Source organism: Streptomyces sp. NPDC008150 (genome assembly GCF_042956945.1).
Lineage (GTDB): Bacteria > Actinomycetota > Actinomycetes > Streptomycetales > Streptomycetaceae > Streptomyces.
Window position 1 is genome coordinate 86,779 of the sequence record NZ_JBIBHJ010000002.1, and the last position, 12,985, is coordinate 99,763.

The 12,985-nt window shown below is 69.4% G+C and carries 20 protein-coding genes and 1 pseudogene; 8 read left to right on the plus strand and 13 right to left on the minus strand.

The window, feature by feature from the left end:
* The 3 genes from ACFZA0_RS06080 to ACFZA0_RS06090 form a co-directional block, all read right to left on the minus strand.
* On the minus strand, positions 1-714 hold the full coding sequence (locus ACFZA0_RS06080; protein WP_391012107.1) for a GntR family transcriptional regulator: 714 nt from the start codon (positions 712-714) through the stop codon (positions 1-3).
* A 249-nt stretch (positions 715-963) separates the two neighbouring features.
* Entirely contained in the window at positions 964-1,884 is a 921-nt protein-coding gene (locus tag ACFZA0_RS06085; protein ID WP_391012110.1) for a dihydrodipicolinate synthase family protein, read from the minus strand.
* A complete protein-coding gene (locus ACFZA0_RS06090) occupies positions 1,884-3,329 on the minus strand; it encodes a sialate:H+ symport family MFS transporter (RefSeq protein WP_391012113.1) in 1,446 nt (481 codons plus the stop codon). Before ACFZA0_RS06090 ends, ACFZA0_RS06085 begins: the two co-directional genes overlap by 1 nt.
* A gap of 141 nt (positions 3,330-3,470) precedes the next feature.
* Between ACFZA0_RS06090 and ACFZA0_RS06095 the strand changes: the two genes are divergently transcribed.
* Positions 3,471-4,229 carry an FCD domain-containing protein gene (locus ACFZA0_RS06095; protein WP_391012116.1) on the plus strand — a complete coding sequence of 253 codons (759 nt, stop codon included), beginning with the start codon at positions 3,471-3,473 and terminating at the stop codon, positions 4,227-4,229.
* Between the two features lie 276 nt (positions 4,230-4,505).
* On the opposite strand, the gene ACFZA0_RS06100 is transcribed toward ACFZA0_RS06095, so the two are convergent.
* Positions 4,506-5,387 (minus strand): oxidoreductase, encoded by an 882-nt coding sequence (locus ACFZA0_RS06100; RefSeq protein ID WP_391012119.1) that lies wholly within the window; start codon positions 5,385-5,387, stop codon positions 4,506-4,508.
* 504 nt (positions 5,388-5,891) lie between these two features.
* Positions 5,892-6,128: a hypothetical protein gene (locus ACFZA0_RS06105; protein WP_391012122.1), complete on the minus strand. Its 237-nt coding sequence runs from the start codon at positions 6,126-6,128 to the stop codon at positions 5,892-5,894.
* Positions 6,129-6,397: 269 nt separating this feature from the next.
* Here ACFZA0_RS06105 and ACFZA0_RS06110 point away from each other — a divergent pair, with 269 nt between their 5' ends.
* The 4 genes from ACFZA0_RS06110 (at position 6,398) to ACFZA0_RS06125 (ending at position 7,733) form a co-directional block, all read left to right on the plus strand.
* Positions 6,398-6,643, plus strand: coding sequence for a helix-turn-helix domain-containing protein (locus ACFZA0_RS06110; protein WP_391012125.1), 246 nt, complete (start codon positions 6,398-6,400; stop codon positions 6,641-6,643).
* A gap of 102 nt (positions 6,644-6,745) precedes the next feature.
* Positions 6,746-6,889, plus strand: a complete 144-nt coding sequence (locus tag ACFZA0_RS06115) for a hypothetical protein (RefSeq protein ID WP_391012128.1) — start codon at positions 6,746-6,748, stop codon at positions 6,887-6,889.
* Positions 6,890-7,268: 379 nt separating this feature from the next.
* The gene (locus ACFZA0_RS06120) at positions 7,269-7,517 is read left to right on the plus strand and encodes a GntR family transcriptional regulator (protein WP_391012131.1); all 249 of its coding nucleotides are present in this window, start codon (positions 7,269-7,271) and stop codon (positions 7,515-7,517) included.
* Between the two features lie 33 nt (positions 7,518-7,550).
* The gene (locus ACFZA0_RS06125; protein WP_391012134.1) at positions 7,551-7,733 is read left to right on the plus strand and encodes a hypothetical protein; all 183 of its coding nucleotides are present in this window, start codon (positions 7,551-7,553) and stop codon (positions 7,731-7,733) included.
* 4 nt (positions 7,734-7,737) lie between these two features.
* Here ACFZA0_RS06125 and ACFZA0_RS06130 read toward each other — a convergent pair whose 3' ends face one another.
* The 3 genes from ACFZA0_RS06130 to ACFZA0_RS06140 form a co-directional block, all read right to left on the minus strand.
* Positions 7,738-7,974: a hypothetical protein gene (locus ACFZA0_RS06130; RefSeq protein ID WP_391012137.1), complete on the minus strand. Its 237-nt coding sequence runs from the start codon at positions 7,972-7,974 to the stop codon at positions 7,738-7,740.
* A 73-nt stretch (positions 7,975-8,047) separates the two neighbouring features.
* On the minus strand, positions 8,048-8,473 hold the full coding sequence (locus ACFZA0_RS06135; protein ID WP_391012140.1) for a DUF6221 family protein: 426 nt from the start codon (positions 8,471-8,473) through the stop codon (positions 8,048-8,050).
* Between the two features lie 180 nt (positions 8,474-8,653).
* Positions 8,654-8,869 (minus strand): hypothetical protein, encoded by a 216-nt coding sequence (locus ACFZA0_RS06140; protein ID WP_391012143.1) that lies wholly within the window; start codon positions 8,867-8,869, stop codon positions 8,654-8,656.
* A gap of 163 nt (positions 8,870-9,032) precedes the next feature.
* On the opposite strand from ACFZA0_RS06140, the gene ACFZA0_RS06145 reads away from it, so the two are divergent.
* A complete protein-coding gene (locus tag ACFZA0_RS06145; protein ID WP_391012146.1) occupies positions 9,033-9,653 on the plus strand; it encodes a hypothetical protein in 621 nt (206 codons plus the stop codon).
* 22 nt (positions 9,654-9,675) lie between these two features.
* Here the strand turns inward: ACFZA0_RS06145 and ACFZA0_RS06150 are convergent, their stop codons facing one another.
* Positions 9,676-10,338 carry a DUF1524 domain-containing protein gene (locus ACFZA0_RS06150; protein WP_391012150.1) on the minus strand — a complete coding sequence of 221 codons (663 nt, stop codon included), beginning with the start codon at positions 10,336-10,338 and terminating at the stop codon, positions 9,676-9,678.
* Between the two features lie 122 nt (positions 10,339-10,460).
* Between ACFZA0_RS06150 and ACFZA0_RS06155 the strand changes: the two genes are divergently transcribed.
* Together ACFZA0_RS06155 and ACFZA0_RS06160 are read left to right on the plus strand one after the other, a co-directional pair.
* Complete coding sequence (locus ACFZA0_RS06155; protein WP_391012152.1) at positions 10,461-10,646, plus strand: hypothetical protein; 186 nt, start codon at positions 10,461-10,463, stop codon at positions 10,644-10,646.
* A 28-nt stretch (positions 10,647-10,674) separates the two neighbouring features.
* Complete coding sequence (locus tag ACFZA0_RS06160) at positions 10,675-11,127, plus strand: hypothetical protein (RefSeq protein WP_391012155.1); 453 nt, start codon at positions 10,675-10,677, stop codon at positions 11,125-11,127.
* 6 nt (positions 11,128-11,133) lie between these two features.
* On the opposite strand, the gene ACFZA0_RS06165 is transcribed toward ACFZA0_RS06160, so the two are convergent.
* From ACFZA0_RS06165 to ACFZA0_RS06180, 4 genes and pseudogenes are all read right to left on the minus strand, one after another.
* Positions 11,134-11,376: a hypothetical protein gene (locus tag ACFZA0_RS06165; RefSeq protein WP_391012158.1), complete on the minus strand. Its 243-nt coding sequence runs from the start codon at positions 11,374-11,376 to the stop codon at positions 11,134-11,136.
* Positions 11,373-11,534: a hypothetical protein gene (locus ACFZA0_RS06170; RefSeq protein WP_391013573.1), complete on the minus strand. Its 162-nt coding sequence runs from the start codon at positions 11,532-11,534 to the stop codon at positions 11,373-11,375. Before ACFZA0_RS06170 ends, ACFZA0_RS06165 begins: the two co-directional genes overlap by 4 nt.
* Before the next feature lie 60 nt (positions 11,535-11,594).
* Positions 11,595-11,993: pseudogene (locus tag ACFZA0_RS06175) on the minus strand (endonuclease domain-containing protein); the annotation flags it as partial.
* Entirely contained in the window at positions 11,906-12,985 is a 1,080-nt protein-coding gene (locus ACFZA0_RS06180; RefSeq protein ID WP_391012161.1) for a hypothetical protein, read from the minus strand. The gene ACFZA0_RS06180 and the pseudogene ACFZA0_RS06175, both read right to left, overlap by 88 nt.

A 12,985-nucleotide genomic window follows, 5' to 3' on the forward strand; every position in this document is an offset into this window, starting at 1 on the left:
TCAGCGCACCGCCTTCCGGGGCGTCGCGGGCACGCTGCGGGACAGCAGGTCGCGGGCCAGCCGCTCGGCGGCGCCGTCGTCACGCGCCGTGATGTGTGCCGCGAGCCTCACATGGGCCTCCACGTCGAGGAGTTCGGCCGCCCGCAGATCGTCGGGCACGTCGGCGACGGGCAGGGCGCCGCCGACCAGGCTGTTGAACGCGAGCAGGTAGGCGAGGTTCCCCGAGCCCTCCACGATCAGCCGCCACCAGGCGATGTCGGCGGTGTGCAGTTCGTCGAGATCGGGCCCGCTCACGGCGAACCGGTCGGCGGCCTCGGCGATCGCCAGGGCCTCCCGGTCGGAGCAGCGGACCGCGCACAGCCGCGCCGCGTCGGCGCCTATGCAGGCCCGCATCTCCAGCGCGTCGCGGGAGAGGTCCCCCGTCGAGGGCCCGTGGCCGGCCGCGGCGATGCCGACCGCCAGTTCCAGACCGGCTGTTCGCCGCCAGTCGAGCACGGCGGTCCGGCCGCCGTGGGTGACCTCCACGAGCCGCGCCTGTTGGAGCCGTTTGACGGCCTCGCGGACGGCGTGCCGGTTCACCTGGAACTCGGCGGCCAGGTCCCGTTCGGCGGTGAGCGGTGAGCCGGGCGGGAGTTCACCGCCGAGAATCCTGTCGCGCAGCACGGCGAAGAGCTGGTCGGAGACCGCTTCCCGCCGGATGGGTTGCTGAGTCATGGCGATCAGGGTGGACCGCCTCACGGCGACTGGTCAACTGGTTGGACCAGATTCGGTGCGGGCGAACACCGAAGAGACGGAAGGGACGTTGAGACCGAGGGGTCCCAACGGGGCTCTGCAACACTCCGTTTGGCGCCCTGCGGGAGCAATAACCTCTGTCGCACCGGCGGGTTCACGTGCGCCCCGGCCGAACGGGTCGGCCGGGGCACGCGCACGTGAATCCCCTGGTGCATGGCGGACGTCGAGAGATCAGGCGACCGGTCCGAGGCCCGCTTCCGCGACCCGCTCCGCAACCTTCCGCGTCTCCGCCTCCGTCAACGGCAGCAGCGGCGCCGCCGTCCGCGCGTGCCGGATCACACCGCGCGCCACGAGGCCGGCCTTGAAGGCGCCGAGCGCCGCGGAGATCGGACCCACCCGTCGGCCGTCCGCCACCGAGACGATGGCGGCGAACAGGTCGGCCAGGCGCCGCTGTTCGGCCCGTGCGGCAATGAAGTCCCCGGCGCGCGCCGCCTCGTAGAGCCGTACGTAACCGTGCGGGTCGACGTTGCCCAGGCCCGGCACGATGCCGTCGGCGCCGCGCATCATCGCCAGGTCCGCCAGCGTCTCGGAGCCGGTGAGGCAGGCGGCGCCGCTGCCCGCCGCGCCGTCCACCACGCGCTGGAACCCCTCCAGGTCGCCGGACGAGTCCTTGACGGCGACGATCACCTTCTCCTGGGCGAGGGCGGAAAGCAGTCCGGAGGGCAGCTTGCGCCCGACGTTGGACGGGATGTCGTACGCGACCAGCGGCAGGTCGAGCGCGGCGTGCAGCACCTCGTAGTGGGCGCGCATCTCCGCCTCGCCGACGCCGACGTAGAACGGCGCGGTGACCACCGCGGCGGCGGCGCCGAGGGCCTGGGCACGGCGGGCGTGCTCCAGCACCCGCTGCGTGCCGGTGTCGATGACGCCGGCCAGCACCGGTACCTGTCCGGCCGCGGTGGCGACGACGGTGCGCAGCGCGGTGTCCCGTGCGGCGTCGGTGAGTTGGGAGATCTCGCCGGTGGAACCGCCGACGAACAGGCCGTGCACTCCGGCGTCGAGCTGGAAGGCGGTGAGGCGTTCCAGCGAGGCGGTGTCCACCTCCCCGTTCTCGGTGAGCGGGGTGCACAGGGGCGGAACTACTCCGTGGAACATCAGACCTTCTCAGTTGTGGGTGGGACGAGCGGTGTTGCGGGTTCGGGGTGGCGGCGGTCGGCGGCCGCCTGGATCCGGTTGGGCACGTCGAAGCCGACCAGCAGCACGACGACCGCGGTCAGGGCGAGGCCGAGTACCGCGATGGACGTGCCCAGGCTCAGCGGCTCGGCGAGTTTGGCCCCGAGCACCGGGGCCGCCGCGCCGCCCAGCGCGCCGACGTTGTAGCTGAAGCCGAGACCGGCGGCCCGCAGGCGTACCGGGTAGTGCTCGGACACGTATTTCGGCAGGATGCCGGAGGCTCCCTGGCTGGTCGCGAGCAGCAGGAACATCAGGATCCACAGCGCGACCGGGTGTCCGCCGCCGAGCGCGAAGACCGGGTAGACGAACGCCAGGGACACGATCAGCATGCCCACGTAGGCCTGCCGGGTGCCGAACCGGTCGCCCAGATAACCGGTGACGACCGAGCCGACCGCGTAGCCGAGTCCCCCGTACAGCAGGACGTTGGAGACCTGGGCCGGGTCGTAGTGCAGCTCGGTCTTCAGGTAGGTGGGCAGCAGCGACTGGAGGGGCCAGGAGTAGAGGAACGCGCTGAAGACGGTGACCATGAGGGCGACCACCACCGGCCACAGCCTCCCGGCGAACTGCACCGACAACGCGACGAAGCAGGCGACGAGGACCGCGACCAGGAGCAGGGTGACGGCGAGCGACTGTCCGCGCAGCACCACCAGCAGCGAGAGGGCGGCCACCACGCACACCGGCAGGTTCCACGTCTTGCGCCGCCCGCCGAAGAGCAGCTGGGTGGCGTTGGCCGGCCGTGCGCCGCTGTCGTGTTCCCGCTGCCATTCGTCGGCCTCCGGCAGCCGCCTGCGCAGGTAGACGGCGAGCACGACCGGGATGATGCCGAGCCAGAAGAGCACCCGCCAACTGCTGTGCGGAACCACCCAGCGGTACACCTCCGCGGCGACCACGCTGCCCACCGGGTACCCGGACAGCAGCATGCCGCTGGCGGTGTTGCGCATCCGCTGCGGCCAGCTCTCGATGACGTAGGTGGCGCTGGCGCTGTACTCGCCGGCCATCCCGAGGCCGACCACCATGCGGAACGCGAACAGGGACCAGTAGTCCCAGGAGAAGCCGCACAGCACCGAGCCCACCGCGTACAGCGCGATGCTCAGCACCATGGCGGGCCGGCGGCCCAGGCGGTCCCCCAGCGCGCCGATGGCGAGGCCGCCGAACCAGCGCGAGACGAACGCCGCGGAGACGAGGGTCGCGGCCGTCAGCGAGGAGAGGTGGAAGTCCGCGGCGATCTCGGTCAGGACGAGGGTGATCAGGACGAAGTCGAAGCCGTCCATGGCGTAGCCGAGCCACGCGGCGGAGAACGCCTTCCAGTTCTGTCCGGACAGTTCGGCGCGCCAGCGGAGCGGCGGCGCCTGCGAGGGGGTGCTCATACGGGCTCGCATCCTTGGGAGCAGGTGTGGTGGGAGCAGGTGTGCCGGGTGCGGTCGGGGTGACGATCGATTGCAGCAGGTAGGACTAGATGTAGGACGTAGGATGTCCAACGTCCTACACGAGCCGGTACAGTAGGCGTCATGCCAGCTCAGCGCAAGCCCCCCGTGTCCGTGGTCCCGGAGTCGGGCGCGGTCCGGCGGCCCACCGTGCAGGACCGGATCATCGACCTGATCGTCGAACTGGACCTCGGCCCCGGCGACGCGCTGCCGGCCGAGCCGGAACTCATGCGCACCCTCGGCGTCAGCCGGAACTCGGTGCGGGAGGCGCTCAAGAGCCTTCAGGCGTTCGGCATCGTGGACGTGCGGCACGGCTACGGCACGTACGTCGGCACCGGGCAGCTGCGCGCGATGGCACCCGGCCTGCTCTTCCACACCCGGCTCGCGGTCCGGCGCCAGAACCCTCGGGTGCTGCGCGACATCGTCGAGGTGCGGGCGCTGCTGGAGAGCGGGCTCATCCGGCAGTCCGCCCTGGCCCTGACCCCCGCCGACATCGACCTGCTCCAGGCCGAGCTCGACGCGCTGGCCGCCGACGGGGACGCGGGCCGCGCCGGACACGACCGGCGCTTCCACGAGCTGCTCTACGAACCCCTCGGCAACGCCCTCGTGCTCCAGCTCATCGCCCTCTTCTGGGACGTGTACCGGCAGTTGGAGGGCGAGGTGGGCAAGCCGCGCACCGATCACGAACACGTGGTCCGTCAACACGGCCAGGTACTGGCGGCCCTGCGCGCGAAGGACCCCGACCGCGCGGCCGCGTCCATCGCCGAGCACTTCGCGGACGTGACCGCCCGCATCGACCGCTGGGGCGCGCAGATGCGGGACACGGCGACAGGCACGGGCTGAGCCGGGCGGGCCGGGGCGGCGGGGCCGCGCCACCGTGCAGGGCGGCCCCGCCGCGAGCGGTCCCGAGCGCCGGGGAGGTGAGCGGCGCGCGTTCGGCCGGCGCGCGCGTTCGGCCGGCGCGGCAAAGCTTCACCGCCGGCTCCTCGACGCCCCCGGGCCGTCATCTCCCGTCCCCCGCACACCGGTTGGGGCATTCCGCGGCTCCGGCTCCCCGGCCCGCGGCGACGGCCGGGCCGGGGGAACCGCGGGCCGTACGCCCCGCCGGCGTTCGACCGACTACGCGGCGCCGGCCTCCGAGAGCACGTCGAACTCCTCGTCCGTGAGCTCGATCAGCGCGCCCGCCAGGTTGTCCTCCAGGTGCGCGACGCTCGACGTTCCGGGGATCGGGAGCATGACCGGCGAACGCTTCAGGAGCCACGCGAGGGCAAGCTGCGCGGGGCTGGCGTCGTGCTGCTTCGCCAGCTCGGACAGCGGGCTGCCCCCGCCCGAGAGCTTGCCGGTGGCCAGCGGGAACCACGGGATGAACCCGATGCCCTGTTCCGTCGACCAGTCGAGCAGTTCCTCGGCGGAGCGGTCCGTGAGGTTGTAGAGGTTCTGGACGGAGACGATCGGCGCGATCTCCCGGGCGGCCTCGGCCTGCGCGACGGTGACCTCGCTGAGGCCGATGTGCCGGATCTTCCCCTCGTCCTGGAGCTTCTTCAGCTCACCGACCTGGTCCTCCATCGGGGTGTCGGGGTCGATGCGGTGGAGCTGGAAGAGGTCGATCCGGTCGACCCCGAGCCGGCGAAGGCTCAGTTCGGCCTGCTGGCGGAGGTAGGCGGGGCGTCCCACCGGCGTCCACTTGTCGGGGCCCTGGCGCGTGAGCCCGGCCTTCGTGGCGATGACGACGTCGTCGCCGTAGGGATGCAGTGCCTCGCGCAGCAGGGGCTCGGCGACGTCGGGCCCGTAGCTGTCGGCGGTGTCGAAGAAGTTCACGCCGAGCTCGACGGCACGCCGGAGCACCCGCACCGCCTCGCCACGGTCCTTCGGCTCGCCCCAGATGCCGGGGCCGGGCAGCTGCATGGTGCCGTAGCCGAGCCGGTTGATCTCGAGGTCGCCGCCGAGACGGAAGGTCCCGGACGCCGCGGCGGGGCGGCCGGTCTGCGGTGAAGCGGTCATGTGATGGTGCGCCCTTCGGGTTCTGGGTGTTCGGATCGGGGGTCGGATTCCCGCGATCCCCTGGGCGACGGGCCGGTGTCCCGGCGGACATCGCCCGTACGCCCCCAGGATGCAGGGTTGACCCGGACGCCAAGGTCAAAACCCCTGGGCCTTCCCCGGCCTCGCACCGGGCCGCGGCGACCGAGGCGGGACCGGCGGCTCCCGGCCGCCGACGCGGCCCGTGGTGCTCGCGGCCGGCCGGTGAGCTGCCGGGCCGCCGGGAACCGCGGCCGGTATGCCCTTGGGAAAATTCGGTTCATCAGTCCGCAAGGGAAGCGTCAGCCTGCACGCTTTCGGAGCGGGAGCGCAAAAGTGGCGCTGAGCTTGGCGTTCTTAGTCCCGCATAGCCGCGCGTTGTCGACGACAGGGAGACCCAGTCAAGCATTCTGGATCTCCCCGGTTGGCCCCCACATCTCGCTTACTCCCCATCCACTCCCCAAAAATGGACCCTTCGGCACCCCTCTGTCAGGTGCGGCGGCGCAGTTCACCGGGGGCGTAGGTCAGTCCTTCGCGCTGCGCCGCCGTTGCCCGAGTCGCCTCCATTGCGAGCACGCAGTCTCGGCAGGCACGGACGTCCTGGATGCCGCCGGCGGCTGGGCGAATCGTTTCGACGTGCGTTGTTGGCACTTCGCCGTCGCCAGGGTGACGGAAGCAGACGCCCGGCTCCCACTCGTAGAGGTCGAGGATCTGCTGCTGGTCCATGCCGTCTCCTGGCTGGCGCGTTCAGGGCGTGTGGGGGGTGGTGTGCTGATCCCCGCCCTGTACAACTGGATGCACTTGGTGAGGGTTGTTCACCCTTTCGAGTGAACAGACGTTCGAGTCCCGGACATTACCTCTAGCCCTGCGGCATATGCCATGACTTCCGCAGGGCTTGGTGATCGAAGTCGCGGGTACCGGCTTGGCGTGAAGATCAAAAAGAGCCCTCTGGGGGAGGGCTGACTTATGATCACGCAGGTCAGAACGTTTGTCGAGTGCCTCACGACCTGCCCGACGACGACTGGCTCCCAGAAGAGCGCCGCCGCGTCGGAGCCTCAATCCGCGAGGCTCGCTTAGACCGCAACCTCACACAGGAGCAGGTCTACCTAGCCGTCCCCACAACTCGCAGCAACTACCAGAAGATCGAAGCCGGGGCCGTGAACCCCTCCCTGGACATGCTGCTCCGCGTCGCGCGAGTGATCGGTATGCCCATCTGGCGCCTCCTTGGCCACGGGCGTTGACGGTGGGTCAACAGTCAAGCGCAGAGTCTGTCGCTATGTAACCGTGCAGCATGCATATAGGTGAGCGAGTTCCGTGCGCGGGGTGTGAATCTCTTACCCGACGTGCAGCTGTGGCCCAAGATCGTGCGCACGCCGAAGCCCACCGCCCGCTACTTCCGGCGGTGGCAGGAGCAGGAGCACGTCGCCAGCATCAGCCGCGGCCCGGCCCCGCCGGCCCTCGCAAGGGGGACATTGCCGGAGCAGTAGCCGTGTTCGCCGAGCTTGCACTCAGCGGCCATCCCGTCCTCACGATCTACGGGTGGGCGGCCGGCGTTCACAGTGCACCGCTCAGTCCGGCGGGCGACTGCGCCGGGCAGATGTACAGCCCGGAGACGGCACGGCCGTCGGCGGTCAGCAGGTCTCCGATACGGACAGGGTCGTGATCGGTGCTGCCGCATAGGCATGGGGGTGGCGGTTCCGTAGGCTCGTCCACGTCGACGCGCTCCGTTCGTCGGCCATGCCCCCGGGCCGTTCGCGCGGTCGCGGGGGTCCTGCAATTGCAGGCTACTCCTGCGGGATAGGTGGTATAGGTCGGATAGGTCGTCTGGACTCGCGTGTCCGGGTAGGCCCACCTACGGTTTGGATCATGAAGTGGGAGCCGAATGTGCCGAGGTGGCGGCAGGTGTACGCCGTGCTGTCCGAGCGAATCCTCGACGGCACCTACGAGCCCGGCGGCCGGCTCCCCTCCGGCACGGCCATCTGCGACGAGTTCGGGATCAGCCCCGTCACAGCGAAGCGCGTGTTGACGGAGCTTCGGAAGGCGGGCCTGGCGGAGATGCAGCCAGGCATCGGCACCTTCGTCACGGAACTCCCGCAGCCGCCGGCGGAGGGCTGACCTCTGTCAGACCTGGCCCGTAGAATTCGGGTCATGCCTCCCAGTTCGTCGCCTTCGGCGCGGCCGTCTGCCGTGCTGAATGCGCTGATCCGTGCCCTGTGGCCGCATCCGTCGATGCGGCTGACGAGCGAGCAACGGACCGAGTATGCGCTTCTGGTGACGGAGTGGACGGTCGCTGTGGCGGCCGAACGTGGGGAGATCACCAAGGCTGCGTAAGCGGCTACTCGGCCGGGTCCTGCTCTTGGTGTCGGACCGCCCTCTTGACGGCCATCTCCAGCTTGTAGCGGTCTTCGCCCGCCGAGGCTGCGTGCTTCGAGATCGTCCCGAGTGCGGCTGTCGCCGCGTCTCGCCAGGCCACCCACTGTGCCTGGTACGCCTCACCATCCAGGCCGGCCAACTTTGCCCGCTCGGTCTCGGCGGTGTATTCCAGGTCGATCAGCTCATCAGGGATGTCCACGACGGATGATCTTACGGGCGGACGTGACGGCGCCCCCGACCCGACAGGCAGGGGGGCGCAGCGGGCGGGGTGGCTACGGGCGCCACTCGTCGCGGTAGCCGGGACGGTCCGCGTAGGGCAGAGCTAGCAGGCGCAGCACCCCGAGTAACGCGTCACGCTGCTGAATGACGCTCCCCAGCTCGGTATCCGTCATGAAGAGATCCATGCCCTTCGCTTTAAGGTGATCACGGAGGGCGTCCAGCTCGCGTACCGAGTCGACGGACTTGACGTATCTCGCGAGCACGGCCCGCTTGGCGGCGATCTCCCGCAGCACCCGCGCCGGATCATGCGCAGCGATGTGCGCGGAGTCACCCGGCTCCAGCGGGCCGACAGTCCGGTGGTGGTAGCCGGGTGGCGTCACAAACTCCCGACTCCACACCCACGGACCAGGCGTCGCCGCCCGCGCGATCCGCTCGTCCTCGTCGATCTGCGCGCTGAGCCACGCCACCAGATCATCCACCGTCGCCCTCCAACGTTGCGGCCCCGTCCGGGGTTCCACTCTCGGACGGGGCCTCAGCAACAGCGCACCCGACTCAGCTAGTTGTCCTGCAATCGGATCCGCCCAGGATACGAGGTACCGCTGACAGTCCGGCGGCACGAGGATGCCCCTCGTCGACGGGGGAGACAACGAGGGGCATTCTCAGTCTGACACCCGGTCACCCGCATCGTCGGGCCACACCGCAATCTCGTCGCCCGTGGCCGTGTCGACGAGCAGGATGCGGGCGCCCTTCTGGTCGCTGTGCCGGCCGACCCAGCGGGCGAACTTGCCGCGGGCCGTGGCCTCGCTCCCCCACCAGCCGTGCTGTACCTCGCGGCCGTCAACGATCAGGGTGAGGTGGTAGCGGTCTGGGGTCACCGGCCGATCCTCCCTGGTGGCAGCCCCGGCAACACCACGACGTCCGCCCCTTGTTGACACCTTCATAGTTCCGTCACAACTTGGTCACCTTCCACGCACCAGGAGGTCCAACCGGGCCGCCCCGCCGATAGGTTCACGGTCCACGTACAACACAGGGGGACACATGAGCCAGTACCAGCCGCAACCGCCACAGCCCTTCGGGCCGCCCGTACCCCCGCCCGCCCCCACCGGAGGCCACCCGAAGTGGGCGCGCAAGCGGATCGTCCTCCCCATCGGGGCCCTGCTCTTCTTCGTCGGCATCGGTATCGGCACCTCCGGCAACAGCAGCGACGACGGCAAGAACACGAGCGCCAAGCCAGCCGCCACCATCACCGTCACCGCCACCCCCAAGGCGAAGACCGACCAGGCCGCCGCGGAACCCGCGCCGACCGTCACCGTCACCAAGACGAAGACCGTCAAGCCCAAAGCCACCAAGGCTGCCGAAGAAGCCGAAGCACCCGCCGGCAAAGCCGTGTTCAAGGTGTGGGGCTCAGCCCCGGCCGGCGTCGACATCACCTACGGCAGCGACGGCACCAACCTCCAAGGCTCCGGCCTCCCCATGGAGAAGACTCTGTCCGTCAAGGACGACGCCATGTACTACCAGGTCACCGCCCAGCTCCAGGGCGGCGGGACCGTCCACTGCTCTGTCACCATCGACGGGAAGACGAAGAGCGGGCAGGCGTCCGGCGGGTACAACATCTGCTCCGCCCAGCTCAACTCGGACTTCAGCGGCGGATTCAGCTAGAGGGGCCGCGAGCCCGCACCGGTCACGGGGCGGGCTCGAACTCCACCTGCTGCTCACCGCACTCGCCGGCCAGCCCGGCAAGGGCCACGCGCTCCTGATCATCAACGGTGAGGTTCCACCGCAGTTTGGTGGCGACCCAGTCCGCGGCGTAGGTGCAACGGGCGTCGGCCAGAGGCGGCAGCCACTCCGACGGGTCCTTGTCAGCTTTGCTGCGGTTGGTGCGGGCTGTCACGGCGACGAGGCTGCGGTCCGCGTCGAGATCGTTGGCGTAGGCCTCACGGCGGGCCGCGGTCCAGGCGGAGGCGCCGGAGTCCCACGCTTCAGCGAGGGGAACCATGTGGTCGATGTCGAGGCCGGCCGGTGCGGTGACGGTCTGCCCGTCGTAGTAGGAGTACCACTCCCCCGCTGTCACCTTGCAGCCCGGCTCGACGGTGGGTGCGGTGCGGGACTCGGCGATCAGTACCTCCGCCCTGGTGGAGCAGCCGTCGCGGTCGGCGTCGACCCAGTGCTTGAAGCTGGTGCGCTGGTAGCCGTCTCGGGACTCGGCAGCCGCCGGAAGGAGGTTGACGGCATCGCCCATCGACAGGGGGGCCAAGCGTGCTGGCGACTGGGCGGCGGCCGGGCCAGCGAGAGGGAGCACGAGGAAGGCGGCGGCCGTGACGGCGCGCAAAGCAAGCTTGATCATGGGTCGTTGATACCGGCACCGCACCCGCCTGCCGGACAGAAGCGTCCGAGCGTCACCCGGGCGCACCCACTCCTCATACCGTCGGGCAGGCCGTTGCCAGTGCCACCAGCGAAGATGACTCCATGGCAACCACGATGATCAGCTACGGCCTCACCTGGACCGACCCCGACGGCGCACCCCGGGCATCCGCCGTCAGCTACGACAAGCCCAGCGGCGAAGAACGCAAGCAGGAACTGGAGAAGGCCGGCGCGACCGACGTCGAGTTGGTGTCCGTCAGCCCCGGCGAACTCCCGAATCCGCGCACGTGACGTCCGGGAGCACCCCTAAGGTTCGCTCATGAACTGGGGAGATGCACCAGGGTGGGCCGCCCTTGTCGTGGCACTGATTGCCGTAGAGATCAGTCGTCGCGCCCGGAAGGACGGTCAGCGGAGCGCCGACGCGGCTGATCGTTCCGCTACAGCGGCCGAGCAGACCCTGGCCGATCAGCGCCAGGAAGCTCAGGAGCGCCGGGATGCCGCCCTTGAGGCTGCCCGACCGAGAGCCGAGCTGCGTCTTGAACCGCTCAGCCAAGAGGCATACCGGCTGCGCAACTACGGGACTGCGACAGCGTCCGGCATCATCAACGCTGAGCCGAACAGTGCGGTGCAGAGGTGGCCTGACGGTCTGACGCTCAAGCCCGGCGAGGCGCACACCTTCGTGATCGCCGGGGACTACGAGGTTGTCGCGCCGTCCCAGCTCTACGTGACCTGGGACGGTCACGCAGAGACGGAAGTTCTCATCGTGCCCTGAGTTGGGCTACTCAACCCGCAGTCGCTCCCCCAGCCTGGCGGCCAACTGGTAGGCGGGATGGTTGTCGAGCTGGCGCGGAGCATCGCCTCGTGGCTGCGCCCATCCGCTCCACGGGCTGTAGTAGCACAACTGGATGCCGAGGATCTGCGCCGGTGGCCTCTCGCGGTACTTCCGGAAGATACCGTCGTCGTAGGGCTTCGGTGGCGAGTAGGGGAGGGTCTGCGCGTCGAACGGGAACTCGTAGGTCACTGCCCCTCCTCGGGTGCGGATAGGAACCTCCCGGTGATGCCGCCGAAGAGGGCTTCGGCTGCGTCGACGTGGGCGGCGTTGCGCTCGCCCTGATTGCCCGCCGCCAGAGCGAACCCGTCCCAGACCGAACCGTATTGCTCCTCGAGTCCGAGCATCACGGCTGGCGGTCGGCTCCGGTAGGCACTGAAGACTCGAGCGATGCCTACGCCTTCCGCTGTGTTGCAGCTCGAGCACAACAGTCCGCGGACGAGCCCGGTCACATGGCAGTGGTCTACGAGGAGCCGTCCTCGAGACGCGCTGCATACGGCACACGAGCCAGCCTGCCACTTGCGAAGAGCGGACGTACAGGTCAGATGATCTGGGGCTGGCCCTCTGGGCACTTCCCAGCGATGGCACGCGGGAATGCCCTCACGCTCGAGTCGTTCCGTCTGAGCGAAGGACGGTCGCCCCTCGAGCGCTATGCCGAGCCACTTCCGCTCGAGGGCTTGCCGCCTCCGGACCTCAGTGGCGGCTTGAGCGTAGTTGTCGCTCACAGACCGATTCCCCTCATCGGGTTCTCTTCGCGGGCGTCCACTACGCGGATGTACTCGAGGACTTGGGGCGAGCCGTCGGCCCATCGCCCCTGGGTCCTGATTGCGGACAGTGGCGCCTTGTTCTTGTACGCTTCGCCGGCGCCGCCCGCCCGAAAGCCGTGAGCTGTGTAGATGAGCTCGTCGTCAGGGAGGACGCGCGCTGCGCGCCGCTGCACCATCTCGTTGATCGCGTCCCCGGACATCGACTCTCGAGTGATCTGGTCCCATTGATTGATGGCGCGCAATAGGCGACCGCTTGTGACGCCTCGCTCGGCGAGGGCGGTCCTGTAGGCGCGGACGACGCGCACGGGGTCGGTCTCGTTGTGGACCCCTCGAGGAACGATGACGTCGACCCCGTCGCCCTCCTGATCGGTCTTGCTCGAGCGGATGACGATCGTCAAGTCGCCCTCCTCGTCCTCGCGCACGTCCTCGAGGTAGAGGCCGGCGAGTTCAGAGCGTCGGGCCATCATCGTGAAGCCAAGGATGAAGATCACTCGATCACGCAAGCCTGCCAGTGTGGTCGAGTCGCAGTCGTCGATGAGCAGCCGGAGCTTCGCCAGGTTGATGGCGGGCGCCTTACGCTTCCGTGTGCCCGCCTCGGAGCGTTGCTTCTTATAGCCCTTGAGGACGCGGAGTGCTGGAGCGGTCTCGGGCTGGTCGCGATGGCCGGCCGCCTTGTGCGCGGCCCGAATGACCGCGATCGCCTGCTCAACGCTCGAGGGTGCGGGTGTACGCCCGGTGCGCGCGGAGGGTGTGGTGGTGAGATGGCGGACGTACTGCGCGAGCGTCTTCGCCGTCGCGGGCAGCGGCACTCGACCATCTGTGGTGCACCAGTCGACGAAGGTCTCCCACTGGCGACTGTATGCGCGTTGCGTGTTGACGGGGATCGAGTCTTCGATCGCCTGGCGGGCGTCGTCGGAGAGTTCGTGATCGCGTGCAGTGTGGATAGTTGTTGCCGACGAACGCTCGGTGGGGGCCGGCAGGTGCTCCCCCTCGACGAGTTCGGCTTTGATCGGCTCCTCTGAGGTCTCGGTCAC

Coding starts and splice junctions, on each gene's coding strand:
- ACFZA0_RS06080 (WP_391012107.1), bottom strand. CDS start 714: ATGACTCAGCAACCCATCCGGCGGGAAGCGGTCTCCGACCAGCTCTTC.
- ACFZA0_RS06150 (WP_391012150.1), bottom strand. CDS start 10,338: ATGATCAAGCTTGCTTTGCGCGCCGTCACGGCCGCCGCCTTCCTCGTG.
- ACFZA0_RS06155 (WP_391012152.1), top strand. CDS start 10,461: ATGGCAACCACGATGATCAGCTACGGCCTCACCTGGACCGACCCCGAC.
- ACFZA0_RS06145 (WP_391012146.1), top strand. CDS start 9,033: ATGAGCCAGTACCAGCCGCAACCGCCACAGCCCTTCGGGCCGCCCGTA.
- ACFZA0_RS06120 (WP_391012131.1), top strand. CDS start 7,269: ATGAAGTGGGAGCCGAATGTGCCGAGGTGGCGGCAGGTGTACGCCGTG.
- ACFZA0_RS06085 (WP_391012110.1), bottom strand. CDS start 1,884: ATGTTCCACGGAGTAGTTCCGCCCCTGTGCACCCCGCTCACCGAGAAC.
- ACFZA0_RS06090 (WP_391012113.1), bottom strand. CDS start 3,329: ATGAGCACCCCCTCGCAGGCGCCGCCGCTCCGCTGGCGCGCCGAACTG.
- ACFZA0_RS06105 (WP_391012122.1), bottom strand. CDS start 6,128: ATGGACCAGCAGCAGATCCTCGACCTCTACGAGTGGGAGCCGGGCGTC.
- ACFZA0_RS06100 (WP_391012119.1), bottom strand. CDS start 5,387: ATGACCGCTTCACCGCAGACCGGCCGCCCCGCCGCGGCGTCCGGGACC.
- ACFZA0_RS06095 (WP_391012116.1), top strand. CDS start 3,471: ATGCCAGCTCAGCGCAAGCCCCCCGTGTCCGTGGTCCCGGAGTCGGGC.
- ACFZA0_RS06125 (WP_391012134.1), top strand. CDS start 7,551: ATGCCTCCCAGTTCGTCGCCTTCGGCGCGGCCGTCTGCCGTGCTGAAT.
- ACFZA0_RS06160 (WP_391012155.1), top strand. CDS start 10,675: ATGAACTGGGGAGATGCACCAGGGTGGGCCGCCCTTGTCGTGGCACTG.